Genomic DNA, 16,920 nt, shown 5'->3' with positions numbered 1-16,920 from the left:
CTTTTCCAGTGGCTTCGGCATGGCCTCCTTTTCATAAAGCAATAAGGAGGCCGTTACAGTTAGCTACATCCTTCCCTATATCATACGAAAAAACGGCGTCTAACCTTTTAGCTAGACACCGTTTTCGGTCCTTATAGTGTAACTCCTTTTAATTCAACATAACGCTCGAGCTTGCGTTTTACTCGCTGAAGTGCATTGTCAATTGATTTTACATGACGATTCAAATCAACGGAAATTTCTTGATACGAGCGACCATCTAAATAAAGCATTAATACTTGTCGTTCAAGCTCACTAAGTATTTCACCCATTTTTAATTCAATATCTTCAAATTCTTCTTGGTTAATAAGTAATTCCTCCGGATCGGTTACACGTGTCCCACAAATAACATCAAGTAACGTCCGATCTGACTCCTCGTCGTAAATAGGCTTGTCCAGAGAAACATAAGAATTTAGTGGAATATGCTTCTGCCTTGTAGCCGTTTTAATTGCTGTGATAATTTGACGGGTTATACAAAGTTCAGCAAATGCCTTAAAAGACGATAGCTTGTCCCCTTTGAAATCACGGACTGCCTTATAAAGGCCAATCATTCCTTCTTGGACAATATCTTCGTGGTCAGCACCAATTAGGAAATAAGATCGTGCTTTTGCTCTTACAAAGTTTTTGTACTTGTTAATTAAGTATTCAAGGGCACTACTGTCTCCACTGCGCACCTGTTCCACTAAGTAATCATCATCGACTTGGTTAAAATTAGGCTTCGTTACGGTTTCCTGCAGTTCTATGTTCACGACAATCCCCCTGACCTCGGCTTAGTTAGGAACATTATATAGCACAGTTTTCCAGCAGGTCAACCACACATCACTGGCCTCGACGCCATCTTTCAAAAATTTCAAAAATTTCTTCACTAAGTGGAATTTTTGTCGAATTGCGCTTCTTTTTCCGTGATTCGACATCTTGATTAATCCGTTTTTCGACGACTTCTGTTTCGATTAAAAGCTCCCGAGCTGACTTTCGTAAAGCCCCGCTTCCAAACACTAACGATTGCTCCGTAAAGTCCGATGTTGCAACATGGATTCGTGTATCAATCCGCTTCAATTCATGAACGAGCTTCTCAATTCGTTCATCAGCAGTTTCGTTTTCCCTCGTGTACAAGACGTCAATACGAAAATTATTGTACTTCTTGCCAATCCCGCTCACCATATGAGCATCGAATATTACTTTAACATCATATCCGGTGTATGCTTGGTATTCAGCCAAAACCTCAACTAAACGATCTCGTGCTAACCCTAAATCCCGATCCTTTAACGCACGTAACTCTGGCCAAGCGCCAATCATGTTGTAACCATCAACAAGTAATATATCTTTCATCTTATTCGCTTCCTAATGGATGACGCCTTCTGTAAACCTCATACATAAGTAGGCTAGCAGCCACCGATGCATTTAATGAAGTCACTTTTCCAACCATAGGGATTTGAATGAGAAAGTCGCACTTTTCCTTGACTAAACGGCTAATGCCCTTACCTTCGCTACCGATGACGAGCCCAAGTGGCATATCAAATGCGGCACGGCGATAATCGTCACTGCCTTTTGCATCCGTACCAGCAAACCAGATACCTCGTTTTTTCAAATCATCCATTGTTCTTGCTATATTCGTTACCCGCACAACTGGGATATACTCAATTGCGCCCGTTGATGCTTTAGCAACGGTTTGAGTTAAACCTACTGCACGACGCTTAGGAATAATTACCCCATGCGCCCCAACTGCATCCGCTGTTCGTAGGATTGATCCTAGATTATGCGGGTCTTCTACTTCGTCTAGAACTAGAAAAAATGGTTCCTCTCCTCGTTGTGCTGCACTTGTAAAAAGATCGTCAATTTCAGCATATTCATACGCTGCAATTGACGCAACGACACCTTGGTGATTTGTCGTATCAACTAGTTGTTCAAGTTTCTTCTTAGGTGCATGTTGAATAAGGACCCCATTCTCTTTTGCCAGTTCAACCACTTTTGACATCTGACCCTTTTGGGAGCCTTCTGCAATCCAAATCTTATTAATTGAATGGCCCGCTCTTAGTGCTTCAATGATTGGGTTTTTTCCAACAATAAACTCCTGCTTCATGGTTATCTCCTCCTTTCTATGCTTGTCTCTCTTTATCAATATAGGCAAATGTACGTTTTATAATCTCATCAAGCCGTTCATTTTTTTCTTGAAGATAAAGAAATCCTAATAATGCCTCAAATCCCGTTGAGTAGCTGTAAGTTGCTGCATCGGTATTTTTCGGAATGGAACCTGATTTTGCATTACGCCCTCTTTTAATTAATGCTTCTTCCTCTTCGGAGAAAAACGCCTCTTCTGTTAACGTCCGAACTACGACTGCTTGTGCTTTAGCTGACACATACTTTGTTGCCTCAACATGGAGGCGATGCGGGCGCACTTTCCCTTGTGCAATTAAATAGTAACGAACATACATATCAAGCACCGCATCGCCCATATACGCTAAGGCTAATGCATTTAATTGCCTCAAATCTGTAGTGGCTTCAATTAGTTTCATTATTAGCCTCGCTTCCAACGTACACCTTGTGCCGTATCCTCTAACAAAATTCCTTGTTCTTTTAGCTGGTCACGAATGTCATCTGCTAAAGCAAAATTCCGTTCCTTACGAGCCTGGTTCCGCTTCTCAATAAGTGCTTCAATATCTTCATCTAACAGGGTTTCTTGTTCTTCTAATTCCAAACCTAGTACACCTGCAAATTCCTGAAACTGTTCAATAAACGCCGTTAACACTTTCTTAGATGTTTGCTCTTCTCGTAAATATCGATTGGCTTCCTTAGCTAAATCAAATAATACGGCAATCCCATTGGCACTATTGAAGTCGTCATCCATTTCTAAGATAAAACGAGACTTGAAGCCTGAAATCGTATCAAGCCAATCTCCAACTTCACCATAATCTGCGGATTCGTTTAACCGATGTTTTAAACTTGATACCGATGTTTTTAATCGTTCTAAACCATTTCTTGCTCCTTCAAGTAATTCATCACTAAAATTTATCGGACTACGATAGTGAGCAGTCAGCATGAAAAAGCGAACGACTTCTGCAGAATGCTGTCGAATAATCTCATTAGCCAAAACAAAATTCCCGAGTGATTTCGACATTTTCTCATTATTTATGTTAATAAAGCCATTGTGTAACCAATAATTTGCCATTGGTTTTCCGGTTAATGCTTCTGATTGAGCAATTTCATTTTCATGATGAGGGAAGGACAAATCCTGGCCACCTGCATGAATATCAATCGTATCACCTAGATATTTTTTTACCATAGCTGAGCATTCAATATGCCAGCCTGGACGTCCATGCCCCCATGGACTTTCCCAAGAAATTTCTCCCTCTTTTGCAGCTTTCCAAAGAACGAAATCAAGTGAATCTTCTTTGCGTTCATCGACTTCAATTCTCGCCCCTGAACGGAGATCTTCAATTGATTGAGATGATAACTTTCCATATTCCTTAAATTTTCTTGTGCGAAAATACACGTCTCCACCAGATTCATACGCATAGTCTTTTTCAATTAATTTCGAAATAAAATCAATGATTTCCGGGATAGTTTCTGTTACACGTGGGTGAATATCTGCTTTTTTTACACCTAATGAACAAGTGTCTTGATGATAGGCTTCAATAAAGCGATTTGCTACCTCAAACACATCTTCCCCAAGTTCATGAGCAGCTCGAATAATTTTGTCATCAACATCTGTAAAATTAGAAACGTATGTGACATCATAGCCTCGATATTCGAAATAACGACGAACCATATCATAGACAATTGGTGGTCTAGCGTTCCCAATATGAATATAGTTATAAACCGTCGGCCCACACACATACATTTTTACTTTACCCTCTTCAATTGGTACGAAGGCTTCTTTCTTCTTTGTTAAGCTATTGTATAGTTGAATCGCCATTTTGACTCCTCCTTGCATCACTCTCTATAAGCTATGTGTAAGACTAATAGCTACGTGAGGAATTTTCTCGTTTTTCTAATTCTTTACGTAATAATTTAATTTCTTCTTCAAGCTCCTTTAATTTATCTGAAACGGGATCTGGGAGCATGTGATGATTTAATCCATTTTCTACTTTTACCCCATCTTGAATCACAATTCTTCCGGGAATCCCAACGACCGTTGAATTTGGCGGCACCTCTTTTAATACAACTGAGCCAGCCCCTATTCTTGCATTTTCACCAATTGTAAAAGAGCCTAGTACTTTTGCTCCTGACGCGATAAGGACACCATCTTTCACTGTCGGATGACGTTTCCCTTTTTCCTTCCCGGTTCCTCCAAGTGTAACTCCTTGATAAATTGTGACGTTATCACCAATTTCACAGGTTTCTCCAATCACAACACCCATCCCATGGTCTATGAATAACCGTTGCCCAATCACAGCTCCTGGATGAATTTCTATCCCAGTGATCGCCCGACTAATCTGGGAAAGGAGTCTACCTAAAAAATACAGCTTTTTCTTCCATAGCCAATGCGCTAAGCGATGTGACCAAATCGCATGAACACCTGAATACGTAAAAATGACTTCTAGCCGACTTCTAGCCGCCGGATCTTGCTCAAAAACGACATCTACATCATTTAGTAGTGTTCGAAATACCTTCCTCATGCTTCTCTTCCCCCTATAAAAGAAACTTACACATTGGAGCCTCTTTATAAACGATAGATTTCTATTAGCCTTCCAACCTTCCTTCGGGTAACATCGCCCAATGCGACTATAAAAAAAAGCCTCTGTGCAGCATGTGCACAGAGGCGCAAAGGCGCGGTTCCACTCTGTTTAAGTAGAATTCTCTACTTATCTTCATAGCCGATAACGACGCTACTCGCTCCTTCCTACTGTTTATGTTTCCCGTTCAGAAAGAGACTCAAGGGTGCATGTTCAGGAGCCGTTACTTAAACCACTTACAGCCGATGGTGGTTCTCTCTGTAAAGTAACCTTGCTGCTTACTTTTCCCTCTCAACACGATCATCTATATTTATTTGGCCTTTAAACTAATTTTTGTAGTCTTGCAGTAACTACTTCTTTACCTAAAAGCTCAATTGAATCCGGAAGCTCTGGACCATGTGTTTGTCCTGTCGTAGCAACACGAATAGGCATAAATAATTTTTTCCCTTTTTGTCCTGTTGCTTTTTGTGTTGCCTTTACAGCGGCCTTAATATTCGCTGCTGTAAATTCCTCAAGGCCTTCAATTTCTTGAAGGAATTGTTTTAATACTTCAGGTACTTGTTCTTCTTGTAAAACTTCATTTGCATCCTCATTATACTCAATTTCCGTCTTAAAGAACAACTCTGTTAACTCAACAATTTCCGCTCCATATTGAAGTTGGTCTTGGTATAGTCCAACGAGACGTGTCGCCCATTCACGTTGTTCTTGGTTCATGTCATCAGGAAGCTTCCCTGCTTTCACAAGATGTGGCAGTGCCAAACCAACTACTATTTCAAGGTCAGCTTTCTTAATATATTGGTTGTTCATCCATGCAAGCTTGTCTGTATCGAATACCGCAGGCGCTTTTGATACACGCTCAAGACTAAATTGCTGCCCTAGTTCCTCAAGTGAAAAAATCTCTTCTTCTCCAACTGGCGACCACCCAAGTAACGCTAAAAAGTTCACAATCGCTTCTGGCATATAGCCAAGCTCTTTATATTGTTCAACAAATTGAATAATCGATTCATCACGCTTACTCATCTTTTGACGGTTCGGATTTAAAATTAACGACGCATGAGCAAAACGCGGTACTTCCCAACCAAATGCCTCGTAAAGCATAACCTGACGTGGTGTGTTTGAAAGATGTTCTTCCCCACGGATAACATGTGAAATTTTCATTAAATAATCATCAATGACAACGGCAAAGTTATACATTGGAATGCCATCTTTTCGGGCGATAACAAAATCGCCTATTCCATCGGATTCAAAGGTTACTTCTCCACGAACGGCATCATCAATTTTAATGACTTTTCCCTCTGGAACTCGGAAACGAACAACAGGCTTTAAACCTTTTTCTTCGTAAGCTTGACGCTGCTCCTCCGTTAAATTACGGTCACGTCCACTGTATCTTGGCATTTCCCCACGTGCGATTTGTGCTTCACGTTCTGCTTCAAGTTCCTCTTCTGTCATATAACAATAATATGCCTTACCTTCATCAAGCAGCTTTTGAATATACTTTGAATAAATATCGAGTCGTTCCATACAGCTATATGGGCCAAATTCTCCTCCGACGTCAATACTCTCATCCCATTCAACACCAAGCCATTTCAAACTATCTAATAGCTTTTCCTTTGCTTGACCTACATTTCTTGCCTGATCCGTATCTTCAATTCTTAAAATGAATTTTCCATCTTGGCTCTTTGCATATAAGTAATTAAATAGTGCCGAACGCGCACCACCGATATGTAAATGTCCTGTTGGACTTGGCGCAAAACGAACTCGTACATCACTTCCCATTGTCTACACCTTCCATTTCTTCGCATTGTAAAAAATGCCTATTTTCACTTTCTTTATTTTAGCACCAAGAATTGACTGGTCAAGTCTTGGTTCATGACTTCACAAGTAAAATTGTCGCTTGCGCTGCGATTCCTTCACCACGACCGGTAAAACCTAGCTTTTCTGTCGTCGTAGCTTTAACATTTACTTGATCCATTGTTGCTTCAAGTAGCTCGGCAACCCGACTACGAATCTGCTCAATATAAGGTGCCATTTTTGGTGCCTGTGCGATGATTGTGCAGTCTATATTACCTAGTTGATAACCTTTGTTTTTTACCAAATCCCATACATGCTCTAAAAGTTTCGCGGAATCTGCATCTTTAAAATTAGGATCTGTATCAGGAAAATGCTTCCCAATATCCCCCTCTGCAATTGCACCTAATGCTGCATCTGCTACTGTATGTAATAAAACATCGGCATCAGAATGACCTAATAAACCTTTTTCATATGGTATCGTAATACCACCGATGATTAGTGGGCGACCTTCTACTAATTGATGAACGTCAAACCCTTGTCCTATCCGCATCACCGTTTCCCCCTTTGAATTAATATAGCCTCGGCAAAAATCAGATCTTCAGGTGTTGTCAGCTTAATGTTTAGATAATCTCCTTCAACAACAGAGACGCGATAACCATACCACTCAAACAAGCTAGCATCATCTGTTCCAATTTTCTTCTCCCTTTCCGCCTTCTCATGTACTTCCTTTATACGTGATAATTGAAAAGCTTGAGGTGTTTGGACAGCCCACAGCTCTGAGCGATTCATCGTCTCAACAGCTCTTTTATCCTTCACTCGCTTAACCGTATCTTTCACAGGTACAGCTACAATGGCACCGCCCTCTTCAATTGCCTCGTCAACTAGTTGATGAATCGTCTCGTGTCTTATGAAGGGCCTAGCTCCATCATGAATGAGTACAATTTCAGCCTTTTCAACCGCATCAAGCCCTCGTTTAACGCTATGTTGACGCTCCTGGCCACCAGCAACAATCATTGAAACCTTGTCTATTTGATAGGCCTTCATTAACTCTCTCATCGTTTCACATTCTTGCTCATTAGCTACAAGAATAATCTCGTGGCACCAAGGATCCGCTTCAAAAACACGAATAGTATGTATAATAATTGGTTCGTTCTTTAACTTAATAAACTGCTTGTTTTTCCCAGCCTTCATCCTCTTTCCTTGCCCGGCAGCAGGAATTACAACACTATATTTCATAACCTCTCTCCCCAATCGCTACGTTCATCCGTTTATATTTTAGCATGTTCTCTACTCTTTTCGCATACTTAATAGAATATAGCTTGTCTTAACCGTCCAAACATAAGACAAGCGCCATATCTACTAAGTAGAGTTTGGCGCTTGGCACAGAGCATTGTTCCAATCTAATGAAGACAGGGGAGCTACAACGCTTTTTCAAGTAATTTAGGCTTGGCAAAAATCATTCGACCGGCACTCGTTTGTAGCACACTTGTGACAATTACTTCAATATGCTTGCCAATATGATCACGACCACCTTCAACAACAATCATCGTGCCATCATCTAAATAAGCAACGCCTTGATGATGTTCCTTACCGTCTTTAATTACTTGAACACTCATTTCTTCACCCGGAAGAACAACCGGTTTAACGGCATTAGCAAGGTCATTAATATTTAACACAGAGACACCTTGTAACTCGCAAACCTTATTTAAATTAAAATCATTTGTCACAACGACTCCAGAAGATAGCTTAGCTAGCTTTACTAATTTACTATCTACTTCTTGTATATCTTCAAAATCACCATCATAAATTTCAACATTAATTGGAAGTTCTTTTTGAATTTTATTTAAGATATCGAGTCCGCGTCGACCACGATTTCTTTTTAATACATCAGATGAGTCCGCTATATGCTGCAGTTCTTCTAATACAAACTCAGGAATGACAAGTGTCCCTTCAAGAAATCCAGTTTTACAAATATCGGCGATTCGACCATCTATAATCACACTTGTATCAAGAATTTTTAACTCATGTCCGCTTTTTTGTGCAGCTTCTTCTTCCTCTTTCTTTTTGTCTTTTCCAAAATTACGTGTCATCGTAAATAAGTGAATTAATTCATCTCGCTTTTTAAAGCCAATTTGAAAACCGAAATACCCTAGAAAGATTGTAACAAAAATCGGCAAAACCGTACTCACAACCGGAATCTGAATTGCATTAAGAGGAATTCCAATTAAGTAAGCAACAATAAGTCCAATAATTAATCCCATAGATCCAAATAATACATCTGTAACCGGTGCCCTTACAATGGCCTCTTCCATTAGCTTCATAAAATTCACAATATAATCTGCAAGCCAAAAAGTTGTTACATATAAAATAATAGCTCCAATGACTACACCTACATATGGACTCATGATCCACGTAGGAATGTTACCAAAATTCATAACGTAGATTAAATCAGGAATATATAAAAATCCCAGGGTTCCCCCTACTAAAACAAAAAACAACTGCACTATTCGCTTTAGCATCCATATTCACCTCCTTCATTTATTATAGACAAGAATCCGGAATCAAAACCTAGCAAACTAAATTTCACATAAAATTCCATGATTTTTTCTTATAAACGTAACAAATCATCTTGAAATGCCAATTTTAAACATGATGACGATTATGTTAAATGTGGCGATCAACAAACAATTGTTCTTGGATACGATTAAGCCCGTCTTTAATCATTTTTGCCCGAGCTTCTCCTATTCCTTCTACTTCATCTAGCTCTTGAATGCTTGCAAACATAATACTTGTTAAATCACCATATTTCTCGATTAAATTATCAATAATAACAGATGGTAATCGTGGGATTCGATGTAGAATACGATATCCTCTTGGAGATACAGACTGTTCCTGAACATTGATATTCTTCCCATATCCTAGTACTTTTACGATTTCCTGTTCATCGAGTAATTCTTCGGTTTGAAATTTCGTTAATTCCTTTAGCGTGTCATAAACATCTTGTTTTTTATCCTTCACATAATCCTTTAACAAGTAAATGGCTTCTTTTTCAATATTCGATACAAGTTCATTTAATTGCATTGTGATTAAACGCCCTTCATCTCCGAGTTCATTTATATAATTCAAAACTTCCCGCTTTATACGAAGCACCATTTGAACACGATGAATCACTTGCGTAACTTCGTGAAAGGTAACCAATTGCTCAAATTCTAATGCACCTAAATTCGTAATCCCTTGATCAAGTACAACCTTATATTTTTCTAATGTTTGAATCGCTTGGTTGGCCTTTGTTAAAATGACTCCGATGTCTTTAAGTGAATAGCGATGTTCTCCTTGATAAAGTGTAATGACATTTCGCCGTTGTGATATCGAAATAACTAGATTTCCTGTTTGCTTCGCCACTCGTTCTGCCGTTCTATGACGAATTCCTGTCTCATTGGATTCAATCCCATTATTAGGAACTAACTGTGTGTTTGAATACAATATCCGTTTTCCATCTTCACTTAAGATGATGGCGCCGTCCATTTTCGCTAATTCATACAGATAAGCTGGTGAAAAGTCACAATTAATAAAAAACCCACCGTCAACGATATTCATCATTTCGTTGTTATATCCTAATACGATTAAACCACCTGTTTTTGCACGTAATACGTTATCAATTCCAGCTCGCAATGGTGTCCCTGGAGCGACGAGCTTCAATACTTCTTGAATAAATGCACCCTTCTTTCTGTCATCCATATTTTAGCCTCCTAATGCAACCTCTAGCGCCCGTTCAAGGGTTGGCACACCTATTACTTCAATTCCTTTAGGATACGTCCAACCACCAAGATTTTTCTCAGGGATGATGACGCGTTTAAATCCTAATTTTGCTGCCTCGTTCACACGTTGGTCAATACGTGAAACCCGACGAATTTCACCCGTCAGCCCAACTTCACCAATCGCTACATCCATTGGATTTGTGACTTGATTTCTAAAGCTTGAAGCAATACTAAGTGCTATCGCTAAATCAATGGCAGGTTCATCTAAGCGCACTCCACCAGCTACATTTAAATAAGCGTCCTGATTTTGTAGCAAGAGTCCGACACGCTTTTCTAAAACAGCCATCAATAGTGAGACACGATTATGGTCAATTCCTGTTGCCATACGCCTTGGATTTCCGAAGCTTGTGGGCGAAATTAAAGCTTGTAGCTCGACAAGCACAGGACGAGTTCCTTCCATTGAAGCAACAACAATCGAACCAGCCGTTCCCTGAGAACGTTCCTCTAGAAAGATTTCTGAAGGATTTAAAACTTCCTCTAACCCTAGCTCCTTCATTTCAAAGATACCCATTTCATTGGTTGACCCAAACCGGTTTTTTACAGCTCTTAAAATTCGATACGTATGATGACGCTCCCCTTCAAAATATAGAACGGAATCAACCATATGTTCTAAAAGCTTTGGACCAGCAATTGAGCCTTGTTTCGTTACATGTCCTACGATAAAAATTGCGATGCCCCTCGTTTTCGCTATCCTCATAAATGCAGCTGTACATTCTCTTACTTGAGACACACTTCCTGGGGCTGAAGCAATATCCTCTTGATAAACCGTTTGGATCGAGTCAATAATCACTAGAGCAGGACCCACTTCATCTATAGCCTTTTCAATAAATTGTAAATCAGTTTCTGCCAACACATATAAGTTTGGAGAAATGACACCCAGTCGGTCAGCTCGAAGCTTTGTTTGTTTAACAGACTCTTCACCTGAAATATATAGAACTTTTTGATTCGTTTCAGCTAACTTAGCCGATAGCTGTAATAATAATGTTGATTTTCCTATACCGGGATCTCCACCAACTAAAACTAAAGAACCAGGAACAATCCCTCCACCCAGAACACGGTTTAGTTCAATCATCGTCGTATTTATTCGTGGTTCCTTTTCACTTACTACTTCCGTTATTGATTGTGGCTTTGAACCTGTAAGAGAGGAAGTAACATAACTTCGACTCGCTTGTTTAGCAGAAGGTTCGAATTCCTCGACCATCGTATTCCACCCCTGGCAACCGGGACATTTCCCCATCCACTTTGGTGATTCGTAACCACATTCTTGACAGATAAATTTTGTTTTTTTCTTTGCCATTGTATTCACCGCTTCCTTTAACACGTCTCTTCTTATTTTAACAGAGTTTTATGTCAAAGTCGGTATTACCTATATGTATGGTAAAAAGCCAAGGGATTATGACTCTCCCTCGGCTTTTTCTAGGCCGAAGCCCCTATTCTAATCCTTATACTTGGGCATTTTCCTTTGTTACAACGACTAGTTCTCCGTCATTAACATCAATAATCGCTTTTTGCCCTTTTACAATTGTCCCTTTTAGAAGCTCTTCAGATAAGCGGTCTTCAACCTGCTTTTGAAGGGCGCGACGTAAAGGACGTGCACCATATTCTGGGTCATAGCCGATATCCGTAATTTTATCCTTTGCAGCTTCTGTTAACTCGAACTCGATACCTTGCTCAATTAAACGTTTTTTCAGTTGATCTGCCATTAATGTAATAATTTCACGAACATGCTTCTTCTCTAATGAATGGAAGACAATAATTTCATCAATACGATTTAGGAATTCTGGGCGGAAGCTTCGCTTTAATTCACCCATGACTTTTCCTTTCATATCATTATGCTCTTGGTCTTCCGTTCCAGTTGTAAACCCAAGGTGTTTATTCTTTCTGAGTAAGCTTGCACCAACGTTTGATGTCATAATAATCGCTGTGTTACGGAAATCAACCGTACGTCCCTTTGAATCCGTTAATCGTCCATCCTCAAGAACTTGAAGTAAAATATTAAAGACATCTGGATGAGCCTTCTCAATTTCATCTAATAAAATAACAGAATATGGCTTACGACGTACTTTCTCCGTTAGTTGCCCACCTTCTTCATGGCCGACGTAACCAGGAGGGGAACCAACGAGACGGCTCGTAGCATGCTTTTCCATATACTCTGACATATCTACACGAATAACGGCATCCTCATCACCAAATAATGTTTCAGCAACGGCACGTGCAAGTTCTGTTTTACCTACACCTGTTGGTCCTAGGAAAATAAATGACCCAATCGGACGCTTAGGATCCTTTAAGCCAGCACGAGCCCGTCTGACCGCTAGCGAAATGGATTTAACCGCTTCTTCTTGGCCAACCACGCGTTCGTGTAAAATGCTTTCCATTTTCAATAGACGTTCAGTTTCTTCTTCTGCTAATTTGGAGACAGGAATTCCCGTCCAGCTTGCAACGACCTGCGCGATATCATCAACAACAACCTCTGTATTTTCTTGCCCTTGCTTTTGCTTCCACTCATTCTTCATTTCTTCAAGCTCTTCACGTAAACGTTGTTCAGAATCTCTTAATGATGCAGCCTTTTCGAATTCTTGACTTTGAACAGCTGCATCCTTCTCTTTACGTGTTTCCTCTAAACGAGATTCTAACTCCTTTAAATTTGGTGGAGCCGTATACGAACGAAGTCTTACTTTAGAAGCTGCTTCATCAATCAAGTCAATTGCTTTATCTGGTAAGAAGCGGTCCGAGATGTAACGGTCCGATAGTTTTACTGCCTCTTCAATGGCATCATCGGTAATCGTCACACGGTGATGGGCCTCATAACGATCACGTAGCCCCTTTAAAATTTGAATAGACTCATCTAATGTTGGCTCATTAACTTGAATCGGTTGGAAACGACGCTCAAGCGCAGCATCCTTTTCAATGTACTTACGATACTCATCAAGTGTTGTCGCCCCAATACATTGAAGCTCCCCACGTGCTAGAGAAGGTTTGAGAATGTTTGAGGCATCAATTGCACCTTCAGCTCCACCTGCACCAATCAACGTATGAAGTTCATCAATAAAAAGAATTACATTTTGAGCTTGGCGAATTTCATCCATCACCTTTTTCAATCTATCTTCAAATTCACCACGGTATTTTGTACCAGCAACGACCGTTCCCATATCTAATGTCATAACTCGCTTATTACGAAGTGTTTCAGGAACTTCATTTGCTATAATTGCTTGTGCTAATCCTTCAGCAATCGCTGTCTTACCAACACCAGGCTCCCCAATAAGAACTGGGTTGTTTTTCGTACGACGACTTAATACTTGGATCACACGCTCAATCTCCTTACTACGGCCAATAACTGGATCAAGTGACTCTTCTCTCGCAATTGCAGTTAAGTCGCGAGCCAAGCTATCTAGAGTGGGTGTATTGGCATGAGTGGCACTGCTACCTTGTTGAGATGAACTTCCTGCTTCATTACTTCCTAGAAGTTGAAGTACTTGCTGACGAGCTTTGTTTAAGCTAACACCAAGGTTATTTAAAACGCGAGCAGCGACCCCTTCGCCTTCTCGAATAAGGCCGAGAAGAATATGCTCTGTCCCTACGTAGGAATGACCAAGCTTTCTCGCTTCGTCCATTGATAACTCAATGACCTTTTTTGCACGAGGTGTGTAATGAATCGTTTTTGAACCCTCTTGACCTTTACCGATCAACGTTTCAACTTCATTTTGAATTTTTTCAGATCCTAAGCCTAAAGCTTGTAATGCTTTTGCAGCAATGCCTTCGCCTTCTCGAATGAGACCGAGTAAAATATGCTCTGTTCCGATATTATTATGCCCTAAACGAATTGCTTCCTCTTGTGCTAAAGCTAATACTTTTTGTGCTCGCTCTGTAAAACGTCCAAACATCATTGACGTCCACCTCCATGATTATTCTGTGGTCTCGTTCTCTAACTTTAGTCGCTCACGTATGAGAGCTGCCCTTCGTTCATCACGTTGTTCAGGGGCTAACACCTCACCCGCAAATTGCTGTAAAAATCCTGGTTGTGTTAAAATCATTAACTCGTTAAGGATATTCCCTGAAATTCCTTTTATTAACCCTACATCTATTCCTAGCCGAACATCGGAAAGTCTTTGCGTGGCTTCCTTCGATTCAATAATTCGACTATTTGAGAGAATTCCATATGAACGATATACACGGTCTTCTAACTGCAGCTTTGAATTTTGCATTAGTACTTCACGTGCAGCTCGTTCCTGTTGAATCAGTTGTAAAACAACCCCACGCAAGTCTTCAACAATATCTTTTTCAGTTTTTCCTAACGTTAACTGATTTGAAACCTGAAATAGATTACCTAAAGCTTCGCTACCTTCACCGTAAATTCCTCTAACAACTAATCCTAATTGATTAATTGCCGGTAAAATCCTGCTTAGTTGCTGTGTCATCGCCAAAGCTGGAAGATGCATCATCACTGATGCTCGTAAACCCGTCCCGACATTTGTAGGACAACTCGTTAAATATCCACGCTTTTCGTCAAAGGCATACGTAAGCTTTTCTTCAATCCAATCATCTAAATAACTAGCAATATCTAGTCCTCTTGTAAGCTCAAAGCCGGCAAATAAACATTGGATTCTTAAATGATCTTCTTCATTGATCATGATGCTTATTGATTCATCTTCACTTAAAAGGACTGCACCATGCTTTGACTGTTCCGCTAAATGAGGACTAATTAAATGCTTTTCAACAAGCACTCGTTTCTCATTTGCCTTCATGTCATCCATATAAACCATTTCAATTTTGCCGATAGAATCAGTAGTTGATTTTACCAGGGCATCTTCAATATGTTTAACAACTGCATGAGATTCCTCTAATGAAGCTAGGAGCGGAAATTTATATTCTTCAAGGTTTCTAGCTAATCTTATTCGACTACTCAATACAATATCCGAATCAGCGCCATCTTTTTTCATCCAAGGACTAATAGCCTCGTTAATAAACCTTTGGAGTGACACTTCCTATCCCTCCCTCTGGTTATTTTTTTGTCTTTCCAACGCTCGAATTTCATCTCTTACTTCAGCAGCCAATTCAAATTCCTCTTGATTGATATGAGTCTTTAACTGTTCTTTTAAAGAATCAATTTTTCTTTGAAGTTGAATTCCTCCACCTATTCTTACCGGAATCTTTCCAGCATGTGAATGATTTCCGCTATGAACTCGTTTTAATAAAGGATCAAGCTTTGAAGAAAAGCTCTCGTAACAATGAGCACATCCAAAACGCCCGACTCTTGTAAATTGTTCGTAGCTCATTCCACATTTTTCACAGGAAAACTCCCGATCAGGTGTTGCTTTTTCTTGGTCCGTCTTCATCGGTTGCTCAAAATGTAGAAGTCCTGATAATAATTGATGAATGGAAAAACTATTTGAGCCTGGAAAATGTTCACCTTTTTCTCTTGCACATTGCTCACAAATATGAAATTCCGTTTTCTCTCCGTTAATGATTTTTGTAAAATGCAATGTCGCTTGCCTTTGACCACAATCTTGGCACTTCATCGCATACCACCTCTCTCAACGTTCTATCAACGGTTATCTTTATATTTTAGTGTTTCAAGCATCGCTTTTAATATATTCGCCCTAATTTCGTCCCTGTGCGGAATGTTAGACCGATATAACGTTCGATCGACAACACTAATCATTAAACTAGCCTCACGTTTTGAAATGACCTTTTCCTCAAAAAGACGCATAATTATATTTTCGGCAGTACCTTGGTCAATTCCTCTACCAATAATATGAATCATTTCGTCAAAAAGCTCCATATTATCATGTGGTTTTACTTTTATTATCCGAATAAACCCTCCGCCACCTCGTTTACTTTCAACAATGTACCCCTTTTCGATAGTAAAACGTGTACTTATAACATAATTTATTTGTGAAGGTACACATTGAAACTGTTTCGCAAGCTCACTTCTTTTTATTTCTACTAGGTCTTGTTCACTTTTCATTAAGGTGGCTTTTAAATAATTTTCAATGACATCTGAAATATTTTTCAAGAATACGCCCCCTCTCACCTATGTTGACTTTGACTATCTTTGACTATATGTATATTATATAGAAACTCTTATCATTCCGCAATCCTTTACATCGGCTAGTATAACCATGTCCCGCCTATTTTTTACGTAAACTTTAATTTTCGACTTTTTTAGATATACCTTTACAAAATAAATGACTCTTTCTTTGCTTTAATAGTACTCTAATTTCCTATTATCAATTCATTGTTCTCTCCTTTGCCTTCCTGCTTAATCGTTTGTGCAAATTAAAAAGCATAACCCTTTGGGTTATGCTTTATCTGCCTGGCAACGTCCTGGCTCAACGGTTCTCTTCTACGGGGATGTGATGCATGCCGTTTCGTTTCATAGTTCAGTCATGAAGGGGTACGAAGAGAACCGTCTCGTCTCACAGGGGGCATGTTGCTTTTCTTCGATGTTTACTCACGATGACTCCATCGGCTTAGACGCTGTTCCTCCGGACCAGACTCTTCAGCGCCTTTCTGCTTAATCGTTTGTACAAATTAAAAAGCATAACCCTTTGGGTTATGCTTTATCTGCCTGGCAACGTCCTACTCTCACAGGGGGAATCCCC

16 protein-coding genes and 1 other annotated feature are annotated in these 16,920 nt (G+C 39.8%); all 16 genes read right to left on the bottom strand.

Annotated features, from left to right (window positions below; all coding sequences use genetic code 11):
- Window positions 1-131 precede the first annotated feature (131 nt).
- Window positions 132-785, bottom strand: a complete 654-nt coding sequence (sigH, locus tag B1R93_RS21880; protein ID WP_088106032.1) for an RNA polymerase sporulation sigma factor SigH — start codon at window positions 783-785, stop codon at window positions 132-134.
- 70 nt (window positions 786-855) lie between these two features.
- Complete coding sequence (locus tag B1R93_RS21875; protein WP_088106031.1) at window positions 856-1,365, bottom strand: NYN domain-containing protein; 510 nt, start codon at window positions 1,363-1,365, stop codon at window positions 856-858.
- 1 nt (window position 1,366) lies between these two features.
- A complete protein-coding gene (gene rlmB, locus B1R93_RS21870) occupies window positions 1,367-2,116 on the bottom strand; it encodes a 23S rRNA (guanosine(2251)-2'-O)-methyltransferase RlmB (RefSeq protein ID WP_088106030.1) in 750 nt (249 codons plus the stop codon).
- Window positions 2,117-2,132: 16 nt separating this feature from the next.
- Window positions 2,133-2,549: a Mini-ribonuclease 3 gene (locus B1R93_RS21865; protein WP_088106029.1), complete on the bottom strand. Its 417-nt coding sequence runs from the start codon at window positions 2,547-2,549 to the stop codon at window positions 2,133-2,135.
- Between the two features lie 2 nt (window positions 2,550-2,551).
- Entirely contained in the window at window positions 2,552-3,949 is a 1,398-nt protein-coding gene (cysS, locus tag B1R93_RS21860) for a cysteine--tRNA ligase (RefSeq protein ID WP_088106028.1), read from the bottom strand.
- A gap of 43 nt (window positions 3,950-3,992) precedes the next feature.
- Complete coding sequence (gene cysE, locus B1R93_RS21855) at window positions 3,993-4,652, bottom strand: serine O-acetyltransferase (protein WP_088106027.1); 660 nt, start codon at window positions 4,650-4,652, stop codon at window positions 3,993-3,995.
- Window positions 4,653-4,788: 136 nt separating this feature from the next.
- Window positions 4,789-5,013, bottom strand: a binding site (T-box leader).
- 17 nt (window positions 5,014-5,030) lie between these two features.
- Window positions 5,031-6,485, bottom strand: a complete 1,455-nt coding sequence (gene gltX / locus B1R93_RS21850; RefSeq protein WP_088106026.1) for a glutamate--tRNA ligase — start codon at window positions 6,483-6,485, stop codon at window positions 5,031-5,033.
- A 91-nt stretch (window positions 6,486-6,576) separates the two neighbouring features.
- Window positions 6,577-7,053: a 2-C-methyl-D-erythritol 2,4-cyclodiphosphate synthase gene (gene ispF, locus B1R93_RS21845; protein ID WP_088106025.1), complete on the bottom strand. Its 477-nt coding sequence runs from the start codon at window positions 7,051-7,053 to the stop codon at window positions 6,577-6,579.
- Window positions 7,050-7,736: a 2-C-methyl-D-erythritol 4-phosphate cytidylyltransferase gene (gene ispD / locus B1R93_RS21840; RefSeq protein WP_088106024.1), complete on the bottom strand. Its 687-nt coding sequence runs from the start codon at window positions 7,734-7,736 to the stop codon at window positions 7,050-7,052. The genes ispF and ispD overlap by 4 nt, the downstream gene beginning before the upstream one ends.
- 182 nt (window positions 7,737-7,918) lie before the next feature.
- Entirely contained in the window at window positions 7,919-9,019 is a 1,101-nt protein-coding gene (locus B1R93_RS21835) for a PIN/TRAM domain-containing protein (RefSeq protein WP_088106023.1), read from the bottom strand.
- Window positions 9,020-9,164: 145 nt separating this feature from the next.
- Window positions 9,165-10,238, bottom strand: coding sequence for a DNA integrity scanning diadenylate cyclase DisA (gene disA / locus B1R93_RS21830; protein ID WP_088106022.1), 1,074 nt, complete (start codon window positions 10,236-10,238; stop codon window positions 9,165-9,167).
- A gap of 3 nt (window positions 10,239-10,241) precedes the next feature.
- Window positions 10,242-11,615, bottom strand: coding sequence for a DNA repair protein RadA (radA, locus tag B1R93_RS21825; protein ID WP_088106021.1), 1,374 nt, complete (start codon window positions 11,613-11,615; stop codon window positions 10,242-10,244).
- Between the two features lie 145 nt (window positions 11,616-11,760).
- Window positions 11,761-14,202 (bottom strand): ATP-dependent protease ATP-binding subunit ClpC, encoded by a 2,442-nt coding sequence (gene clpC, locus B1R93_RS21820; protein WP_088106020.1) that lies wholly within the window; start codon window positions 14,200-14,202, stop codon window positions 11,761-11,763.
- Window positions 14,203-14,220: 18 nt separating this feature from the next.
- Window positions 14,221-15,297 (bottom strand): protein-arginine kinase McsB, encoded by a 1,077-nt coding sequence (gene mcsB, locus B1R93_RS21815; RefSeq protein ID WP_088106019.1) that lies wholly within the window; start codon window positions 15,295-15,297, stop codon window positions 14,221-14,223.
- Between the two features lie 3 nt (window positions 15,298-15,300).
- On the bottom strand, window positions 15,301-15,834 hold the full coding sequence (mcsA, locus tag B1R93_RS21810; protein ID WP_088106018.1) for a protein-arginine kinase activator protein McsA: 534 nt from the start codon (window positions 15,832-15,834) through the stop codon (window positions 15,301-15,303).
- 26 nt (window positions 15,835-15,860) lie between these two features.
- On the bottom strand, window positions 15,861-16,331 hold the full coding sequence (locus B1R93_RS21805; RefSeq protein ID WP_088106017.1) for a CtsR family transcriptional regulator: 471 nt from the start codon (window positions 16,329-16,331) through the stop codon (window positions 15,861-15,863).
- Window positions 16,332-16,920: the final 589 nt, after the last annotated feature.

Origin of the sequence: Halalkalibacter urbisdiaboli (genome assembly GCF_002156385.1) — a bacterium.
GTDB classification, from domain to species: domain Bacteria; phylum Bacillota; class Bacilli; order Bacillales; family Bacillaceae_D; genus Halalkalibacter_A; species Halalkalibacter_A urbisdiaboli.
The sequence above is the reverse complement of the archived record's forward strand: the minus strand, read 5'-3'. Positions and strand labels throughout refer to the sequence as shown.

Coding starts and splice junctions, on each gene's coding strand:
- gltX (WP_088106026.1), bottom strand. CDS start 6,485: ATGGGAAGTGATGTACGAGTTCGTTTTGCGCCAAGTCCAACAGGACAT.
- cysS (WP_088106028.1), bottom strand. CDS start 3,949: ATGGCGATTCAACTATACAATAGCTTAACAAAGAAGAAAGAAGCCTTC.
- B1R93_RS21865 (WP_088106029.1), bottom strand. CDS start 2,549: ATGAAACTAATTGAAGCCACTACAGATTTGAGGCAATTAAATGCATTA.
- clpC (WP_088106020.1), bottom strand. CDS start 14,202: ATGATGTTTGGACGTTTTACAGAGCGAGCACAAAAAGTATTAGCTTTA.
- disA (WP_088106022.1), bottom strand. CDS start 10,238: ATGGATGACAGAAAGAAGGGTGCATTTATTCAAGAAGTATTGAAGCTC.
- ispD (WP_088106024.1), bottom strand. CDS start 7,736: ATGAAATATAGTGTTGTAATTCCTGCTGCCGGGCAAGGAAAGAGGATG.
- cysE (WP_088106027.1), bottom strand. CDS start 4,652: ATGAGGAAGGTATTTCGAACACTACTAAATGATGTAGATGTCGTTTTT.
- rlmB (WP_088106030.1), bottom strand. CDS start 2,116: ATGAAGCAGGAGTTTATTGTTGGAAAAAACCCAATCATTGAAGCACTA.
- mcsA (WP_088106018.1), bottom strand. CDS start 15,834: ATGAAGTGCCAAGATTGTGGTCAAAGGCAAGCGACATTGCATTTTACA.
- B1R93_RS21835 (WP_088106023.1), bottom strand. CDS start 9,019: ATGCTAAAGCGAATAGTGCAGTTGTTTTTTGTTTTAGTAGGGGGAACC.
- radA (WP_088106021.1), bottom strand. CDS start 11,615: ATGGCAAAGAAAAAAACAAAATTTATCTGTCAAGAATGTGGTTACGAA.
- B1R93_RS21875 (WP_088106031.1), bottom strand. CDS start 1,365: ATGAAAGATATATTACTTGTTGATGGTTACAACATGATTGGCGCTTGG.